Source organism: Kitasatospora sp. MBT66 (assembly GCF_000710405.2).
GTDB lineage: Bacteria > Actinomycetota > Actinomycetes > Streptomycetales > Streptomycetaceae > Kitasatospora > Kitasatospora purpeofusca.
The window spans coordinates 1,177,855-1,184,540 of record NZ_JAIY01000006.1 but is presented as its reverse complement, the minus strand read 5'-3'; the positions used below and the strand labels follow the sequence as shown (position 1 = coordinate 1,184,540).

The following is a 6,686-nucleotide window of genomic DNA, read 5'->3' as shown; positions in this document are numbered from 1 at the left end:
GATGGCGGCCGACCTGGAACCGTGGCTGTCGGACTCGTGGTTCAACCTGGCGCTGCTGCACAAGTTCCGCCGCGACTGGGAGCAGTCCCGGGCAGCCGGGCTGCGGGCGGTGGCGCTGCTGGACCGCGAGCAGGGGGCACCGGACTGGTGGAACCTCGGCATCACCGCGACCGCGCTTCAGGACTGGCCGCTGGCCCGCCGCGCCTGGCAGGCGTACGGGCTGCGGCTGCCGGGCGGCCCGAACGCGCACGGCGACGGCCCGGTCAGCCTGGACCTGGGCACCACCCCGGTGCGGCTCTCCCCGGAGGGCGAGTCCGAGGTGGTGTGGGGCCGGCGGCTGGACCCGGCCCGGATCGAGGTGCTGTCGATCCCGCTGCCGTCCTCCGGCAGACGCTGGGGCGAGGTGGTGCTGCACGACGGCGCCCCGCACGGCGAGCGGGTCACCGACGGGGTGGCGTACCCGGTGTTCGACGAGATCGAGCTGTGGGCGCCGTCGCCGGTGCCGACCTACGTGGTGCTGCTCCAGGCGGCGACCGAGGCGGACCGGGACGCGCTGGAGCGGCTGGTCGCGGACGCCGGCTACGCGGCGGAGGACTGGACGTCCTCGGTGCGGCTGCTCTGCCGGGCCTGTTCGGAGAGCCGGATGGCCACGGACGACGGGCACACCGCCCACCACGACCCGCACGACGACGGGGACGCCGCGCACCCGGGCCACCTCAGCCATCTGAGCCCGGGCGCGGGCGGGATGTCCTGGCTGGCCGAACGCGAGTGCGGGATCGCCGCGCCCGCGCACCTGGTGCGGACCCTGCTGGACCGCTGGGCGGCGGCCGCCCCCGGGACCCGGGCGTACCGGGATCTCGAAGAAGTCTGCTGAGTACCCTGGTGAGGTACGCGTAGACCTATGGAAGCGGAAGACATGGCCGAGCAGCACGACCACGAGCACGAGCACGACGTGGAGGGGGCGGCGCCCGAGGCGCCCGTGAAGGTGGTCGGAACGGAGCCGGACCTGACCAAGGGCACCGCGCGTCCGATCACGGTCTTCGGCAACCCCGTGCTGCACCGCGAGGTGAAGGACGTGACCGTCTTCGACGGCGAGCTGTCCGCACTGATCGACGACATGTTCCAGTCGATGTACGCGGCGGAGGGCGTGGGCCTGGCCGCCAACCAGATCGGCGTCGACCTGAAGGTCTTCGTCTACGACTGCCCGGACGACGAGGGCGTGCGCCACATCGGTCACATGATCAACCCGGTGCTGGAGGAGTTCCCGAAGGACCGCCAGCGGATCCTGGACGACGGCAACGAGGGCTGCCTGTCGGTGCCGACCGCCTACGCCGAGCTGCCGCGCCCCGAGTACGCCGCGGTGACCGGTCAGGACAAGGACGGCAACCCGATCCGGGTCGAGGGCACCGGCTTCTTCGCCCGCTGCCTCCAGCACGAGACCGACCACCTGTACGGCTTCCTCTACATCGACAAGCTGTCGAAGCGCGACCGCAAGGACGCGCTGAAGCAGATGGGCGAGGGCACCCCGCGCTACGCGACCGTCCCGAACGTGTAGTCGGAGCGCGGAAGTCGGCGAAGGCCGGTGCGGGCAACTGCCCGCACCGGCCTTCGTATTGTTCTCAAGCGATGCGGCCGAGGTGGATGACCACGATCGTCACCGTCTGTTCGGTGATCTCGTACATCACCCGGTAGAAGCCGATGTGGATGCGACGAAGATCAGGTGAGCCGTAGGGAGTCGAGCCTGCCGGCCGGGGATTCGAGGCCAACAGATCAACGGTGTCCATGACCTGGCGGAGGCCGTCAGCGTCGTCTTTGAGAAACCGGGCGGCCGCGTTGATCGCAGATTCGTCCCAGATGATCTGGTAGGTCACTCACGCTCCAGGCCCAGGATGGAGCGGACATCCTCGTGCGGCACGCCGACTGCAGCTCCGGAAGCCTGGCGGGCCCGGTAGCGGGCGAGCGCGAGCTCGTCCTCGAGATCGGCCAATTCCTGTGGATTGATGAGGACGGCGGCGGGCTGGCCGTGGTCGGTGATGGTGATGCGTTCGCGGCTGTGAGAGGCGCGGCGGACCAGAGTGCCGAATCTCGCTCGCGCCTCGGTGATGGGCAGAGTCTCACTCATGACAGAAGTGTACACTTCATGCACCTGGATCGCCCAGCCGATCACCCTCGCCACCCACTGTCCGTGAACTCCGACCCGCCCGGCAGCTGTCGAAGCGCGACCATCCCGAACGCGTAGAGCACGGAAGTCGGCGAAGGCCGGTGCGGGCAGACGCCCGCACCGGCCTTCGTGTTCGCGGTCGCTACGCGGGGACGAACAGCCACTCCGGGCCGTAGGTGAAGTGGGGGCTGGCGGGGAGCTTGATGGCGTTGATCTTCTGGGCGGTGCGGCGCAGATCACCCATCAGGCCGATGGCCGGGAAGATGTCCGCCGCGCTGGGGCTCCACGCGTCCTCCAGGGCCCGCAGCATGTCGCTGTACTGCTGGTTGAAGGTCTGCAGGAGGTCCGCGGTGGTGGCATCGGGCTCGTTGCCGGGGGAGTTGGCCCAGCCGCCCTGCGGGACCCGGGCGACCGGGGAGGTGTCCGGCAGCGGCACGTCGGGGCCGACGAAGTCGAACTTCCCGTCCTGTCCGGTGGGGACGAACTTCTTGCCGACGGCGATCTCCTTGAATGCGTAGTGGTGGGCGAGTTCGCCCGGGGCGCCGGGGAAGGGGTTCTCCGGGGAGGCGGTGGTGCCCTCGCCCTGGGCCTGGATGATGTGGATGGCCTTCAGTACGTCGTCGATGGTGTTCATCGCGACGATGTTGTTGCCGGCGCCGTGGCTCGACCCGAGCGGGAAGGTCACCTGCCGCTGACCGGTGAGCAGGTGGGCGAACTTGGGGAAGACGTCGGCGATCCGCTGGTAGAACGCTCCGATGGTGTTGCCGTCCGCCGCGAAGCCGAGCGGGTGCTCGGACTTCTCGATGTCGGCGAAGAGCGCGGCGGAGTCCCGGGTCAGCCCGCTGAGGAACACCTCCAGCCCGGGGTTCACGCCGCCGGGCAGCTCGTCGGGGTACTTGGGGACGGTGGCGGGGTCGGTGAGGAGGACGGTGCCGCCGATACTGGTGAGCATGTTGCAGACCAGGCCGAAGTGCGACATCTCGTCGAAGACGATCTCGCGGATGGTGTGCCGGACGGGCTTGCTGTTGTCGGGGTCGGTGATCGACCAGAGGGCGGTGGCGTAGGGCGGGACGGTGGAGAGTTCGAGCATGATGGCGCGCTGGAGGGCGTCCTTGAGCTCCTGCTCGGTCCAGTCCTCCTCGGCGATGTTCATGAGCTGGACGATCGCGTCGCTCTCGTAGTCCAGGATTCCGCTCGTCACGGGTGTGCCCCTTTCGTTCGGCCGTGGGGCGGACCGTAGCCGGGGGCGGGTCGTGCACGGACGGATTGCGCCGGTGCGGTCGGGGAGTTCATTCGGACGGGTGGCGTGCGGCGTTTCTGGCCGCCCCGCCCGGTGTTCGCGCCGGACGGGGCGGGGGTTCAGTGCCGGTTGGTGGTGATGGTGATCGGGTGGGCGGTCCAGGCGGCCATGTCGCCGACGTAGAGGGTCGTGCTCCAGAGGCCGTCCCGGGCGAGGCAGCGGGCGATGCCGTCGCCGCTACCGGGGCCGATGCAGATGCGGATGAAGTCCCGGTGGGCCTCACGGAGGGGGAGTGCGCGGACGCGCTCCCACAGGACCGGCAGTGCGTGGTCGAGGCTCGGGAAGTCGGCGGGCAGCATGACGCCCGAGATTCCGGCCCGGACGACGCTCACGCGGCGGCCGGGTCGGCGGAGATGTGGCACCAGACGAACTTCCCGATGCCGCCGGCGCGGGGGGAGCAGCCCCACTGGGTGGCCAACTCGTGGACGAGGAGCAGTCCTCGGCCGTCCTCGTCGGAGTCGGGGTCGGAGCTGGAACGGAGGGCGGGCTTCTCGCTGTCGGCGTCGTGGACCTCGATCCGGAGGAGGCTGTCGGCGAGCCCGAAGCGGATCTGGATGAGACGGCCTCTGGCGGTACGGGCGTGCTGGACGGAGTTGGTGACCAGCTCGGAGAGCAGCAACTCATCGGTGGGGAGCAGGTTTTCGCTGTCGGGGTGGTCGGCGAGGAAGGAACGGAGCTCCCGGCGGGCCGCGCCGGGGGACTTCCGGTGCCGGGGGAGCCAGCAGGCGTGTTCGGCGGGGGAGGGGGGAGTGGCGGAGACGGTTTCAGGCATGGCGGGGCCACCTCGGGTCGGTCTGGGTGACAGCAGCTGAAGAAGGCATGGGGATGCCCGGTGAATGGCCCGCTGTGATCACAACGTGTCTATCGGCGAGCTACGTTGAGTAGCATGCTCCTGGGAACTTCCAAAGTGCAAGTCCCCATTTTGGAAGTGATCAAAGATTGTTGTCGGGAGGTGAGGGAGGGCAGACTGGCAGATCACAGAAGTGGGGAGGTCGTGACGATGCCCGTGAACCGGAATCCGACAGTTCGGCAGCGGCGGCTGGCCCGAACGCTCAAAGAGATGCGAACAGCAGCGGATCTGACGATCGCCCAGTCTGCGCGGCATCTCGCTTGCGCCGAGAGCAAGATCAGTCGAATCGAGGCTGCACAATCAGGCATTCGACTGGTGGATCTTCGGCTGCTGCTCGATCTCTACGGGGTGGCGGAGCCGGCCACGCGAAGTCGGCTGGAGGCTCTGTCGCGCGAGGGGCGTCTACGCGGATGGTGGGATCGGTACTCGGACACCCTGTCACCGCTCTATGCCGACTTCATCGCACTGGAATCCGATGCGTCGGACATGTACAGCATCCAGACTCTGCTGGTCCCAGGGATCCTGCAGACCGAGGACTACACCAAGGCCGTTGTGAGGGCGCAGATAGAGGACGCGACGCCCGATCAGATCGAGATCCTGACGAAGGTCCGCCAGGAGCGCCGGTCGGTTTTGGCGCGTGAGGTCCCGATGAGGGTCTGGGCTGTGCTCTCGGAATCGGCGCTGAGGCATCAGGTCGGTGGTCGATCGGTGATGCGCGAGCAGCTTCGATCTCTCGCGGAGTCGGCCGAGAGTCCCAACATCAACGTCCAGATTCTGCCGGAGGCATCGGAGATCCACGCCGCGCTCTTCGGGCCGGTCACCATCCTGAGCTTTCCGGAGGTGGTGGAGACGGATGTGGTGTACGTCGACAGCCTTCTCAGCACGCTGTACATCGAGGAGCCGGGCGAGGTCTTCAAATACGCGAACCTGTTCCGCCGTGCTCTGGCGGAGTCACTTCCCCGCAAGGAATCGATTGCGCTCATCGAGCGCATCGCGAGTGAGAAGGTCTAGATTGTGAGCGAGTTCTCTCCAAATGAGTGGCGCAAGTCTTCGTACTCAGGTGCGCAGAGTGAGTGTGTCGAGGTGGCCGAGGTGGTTCCTTTCGAGGTCACCGGAGCTGAGTGGCACAAGAGCAGTTACAGCGCACAGGCCAACGAGTGCCTGGAGACCAGGCAGCCAGTGCTGGGCGGAATGGCAGTCCGTGACTCGAAGGACCCGGGCGGGCCGGCGCTGCTGTTCGAGGCTGATGCGTGGTCCTCGTTCGTGGCCGGGGTCAAGGGCGGGGAGTTTCCGGGCGGCTGAAACGACGAAGGTGCCCCGCGTGGCCATGGCCACGCGGGGCACCTCCTTTTGTCCTACTCCTAGAAGTCGTCGTCGAAGGCGACCGAGCCCTCTACCGCGACCTGGTACGCCGACACCCGGCGCTCGAAGAAGTTGGTCAGCTCCTGCACGTTCTGGAGCTCCATGAAGCCGAACGGGTTCGTGGACCCGTACCGGATCGGCATCCCGAGCCGCGCGAGGCGCTGGTCGGCCACCGCCTGCAGGTACTCGCGCATCGACGCGGTGTTCATGCCGGGCAGACCCTCACCGCACAGGTCCTGGGCGAACTGGAGCTCGGCCTCGACGGCCTCCTCCAGCATCTCCGTGACCTGCTGGGCCATCTTCTCGTCGAAGAGGTCGGGCTCCTCCTCGCGCACGGTGTCGACCACCGACATCGCGAAGTCCATGTGCATGGACTCGTCGCGGAACACCCAGTTGGTCCCCGTCGCCAGGCCGTGCAGCAGGCCCCGGCTCCGGAACCAGTACACGTACGCGAAGGCGCCGTAGAAGAACAGCCCCTCGACGCAGGCCGCGAAGCAGATCAGGTTCAGCAGGAACGCCCGCCGGTCGTCCTTGGTCTGCAGCGAGTCGATGTGGTCGACCGCGTTCATGTACTTGAAGCAGAACTGGGCCTTCTGGTGGATGGAGGGGATGTTCTCCACCGCGGCGAAGGCCGCGTTGCGGTCCTCCGGGTCCGGAAGGTAGGTGTCCAGCAGCGTCAGGTAGAACTGGACGTGCACGGCCTCCTCGAACAGCTGACGGCTCAGGTACAGCCGCGCCTCCGGGGAGTTGATGTGCTTGTACAGGCTCAGCACCACGTTGTTGGAGACGATCGAGTCACCGGTCGCGAAGAACGCGACCAGCCGGCCGATCATGTGCCGCTCGCCCTCACTCAGCTTCGCCAGGTCGGCGACGTCCGAGTGCAGGTCCACCTCCTCCACCGTCCAGGTGTTCTTGATGGCGTCGCGGTACCGGTCGTAGAACGACGGGTAGCGCATCGGGCGCAGCGTCAGCTCGAAACCGGGGTCGAGCAGCATCTTCTCGCGGTCGGGGGT

The 6,686-nt window shown here is 67.7% G+C and carries 10 protein-coding genes; 4 read left to right on the top strand and 6 right to left on the bottom strand.

The window, feature by feature from the left end:
- Both BI06_RS17735 and def read left to right on the top strand, forming a co-directional pair.
- A partial coding sequence (locus BI06_RS17735) for a hypothetical protein (protein WP_043469068.1) occupies window positions 1-874 on the top strand: 874 nt, incomplete at its 5' end.
- Window positions 875-916: 42 nt separating this feature from the next.
- Window positions 917-1,555 carry a peptide deformylase gene (gene def / locus BI06_RS17730; protein WP_043469065.1) on the top strand — a complete coding sequence of 213 codons (639 nt, stop codon included), beginning with the start codon at window positions 917-919 and terminating at the stop codon, window positions 1,553-1,555.
- 64 nt (window positions 1,556-1,619) lie between these two features.
- On the opposite strand, the gene BI06_RS17725 is transcribed toward def, so the two are convergent.
- The 5 genes from BI06_RS17725 to BI06_RS17705 all read right to left on the bottom strand — a co-directional run bounded on the left by BI06_RS17725 (window position 1,620) and on the right by BI06_RS17705 (window position 4,233).
- Window positions 1,620-1,871, bottom strand: a complete 252-nt coding sequence (locus BI06_RS17725) for a type II toxin-antitoxin system RelE/ParE family toxin (RefSeq protein ID WP_043469062.1) — start codon at window positions 1,869-1,871, stop codon at window positions 1,620-1,622.
- A complete protein-coding gene (locus tag BI06_RS17720) occupies window positions 1,868-2,122 on the bottom strand; it encodes a type II toxin-antitoxin system Phd/YefM family antitoxin (protein ID WP_043469853.1) in 255 nt (84 codons plus the stop codon). Before BI06_RS17720 ends, BI06_RS17725 begins: the two co-directional genes overlap by 4 nt.
- A 181-nt stretch (window positions 2,123-2,303) precedes the next feature.
- On the bottom strand, window positions 2,304-3,362 hold the full coding sequence (locus BI06_RS17715) for a ferritin-like protein (RefSeq protein WP_043469060.1): 1,059 nt from the start codon (window positions 3,360-3,362) through the stop codon (window positions 2,304-2,306).
- Between the two features lie 158 nt (window positions 3,363-3,520).
- Window positions 3,521-3,793 carry a hypothetical protein gene (locus tag BI06_RS17710; RefSeq protein WP_043469058.1) on the bottom strand — a complete coding sequence of 91 codons (273 nt, stop codon included), beginning with the start codon at window positions 3,791-3,793 and terminating at the stop codon, window positions 3,521-3,523.
- Window positions 3,790-4,233: an ATP-binding protein gene (locus BI06_RS17705; RefSeq protein ID WP_063794982.1), complete on the bottom strand. Its 444-nt coding sequence runs from the start codon at window positions 4,231-4,233 to the stop codon at window positions 3,790-3,792. Before BI06_RS17705 ends, BI06_RS17710 begins: the two co-directional genes overlap by 4 nt.
- A 228-nt stretch (window positions 4,234-4,461) precedes the next feature.
- On the opposite strand from BI06_RS17705, the gene BI06_RS17700 reads away from it, so the two are divergent.
- Window positions 4,462-5,322: a helix-turn-helix transcriptional regulator gene (locus BI06_RS17700; RefSeq protein WP_043469056.1), complete on the top strand. Its 861-nt coding sequence runs from the start codon at window positions 4,462-4,464 to the stop codon at window positions 5,320-5,322.
- 3 nt (window positions 5,323-5,325) lie between these two features.
- Complete coding sequence (locus BI06_RS17695) at window positions 5,326-5,613, top strand: DUF397 domain-containing protein (protein ID WP_199523301.1); 288 nt, start codon at window positions 5,326-5,328, stop codon at window positions 5,611-5,613.
- A 59-nt stretch (window positions 5,614-5,672) separates the two neighbouring features.
- Here BI06_RS17695 and BI06_RS17690 read toward each other — a convergent pair whose 3' ends face one another.
- Window positions 5,673-6,668, bottom strand: a complete 996-nt coding sequence (locus BI06_RS17690) for a ribonucleotide-diphosphate reductase subunit beta (RefSeq protein WP_051741385.1) — start codon at window positions 6,666-6,668, stop codon at window positions 5,673-5,675.
- Between the last annotated feature and the right edge of the window lie 18 nt (window positions 6,669-6,686).

What these genes read in the sequence shown, in the direction of transcription:
- def (WP_043469065.1), top strand. Translation starts at nt 917, where the DNA reads ATGGCCGAGCAGCACGACCACGAGCACGAGCACGACGTGGAGGGGGCG.
- BI06_RS17720 (WP_043469853.1), bottom strand. Translation starts at nt 2,122, where the DNA reads ATGAGTGAGACTCTGCCCATCACCGAGGCGCGAGCGAGATTCGGCACT.
- BI06_RS17705 (WP_063794982.1), bottom strand. Translation starts at nt 4,233, where the DNA reads ATGCCTGAAACCGTCTCCGCCACTCCCCCCTCCCCCGCCGAACACGCC.
- BI06_RS17700 (WP_043469056.1), top strand. Translation starts at nt 4,462, where the DNA reads ATGCCCGTGAACCGGAATCCGACAGTTCGGCAGCGGCGGCTGGCCCGA.
- BI06_RS17690 (WP_051741385.1), bottom strand. Translation starts at nt 6,668, where the DNA reads ATGCTGCTCGACCCCGGTTTCGAGCTGACGCTGCGCCCGATGCGCTAC.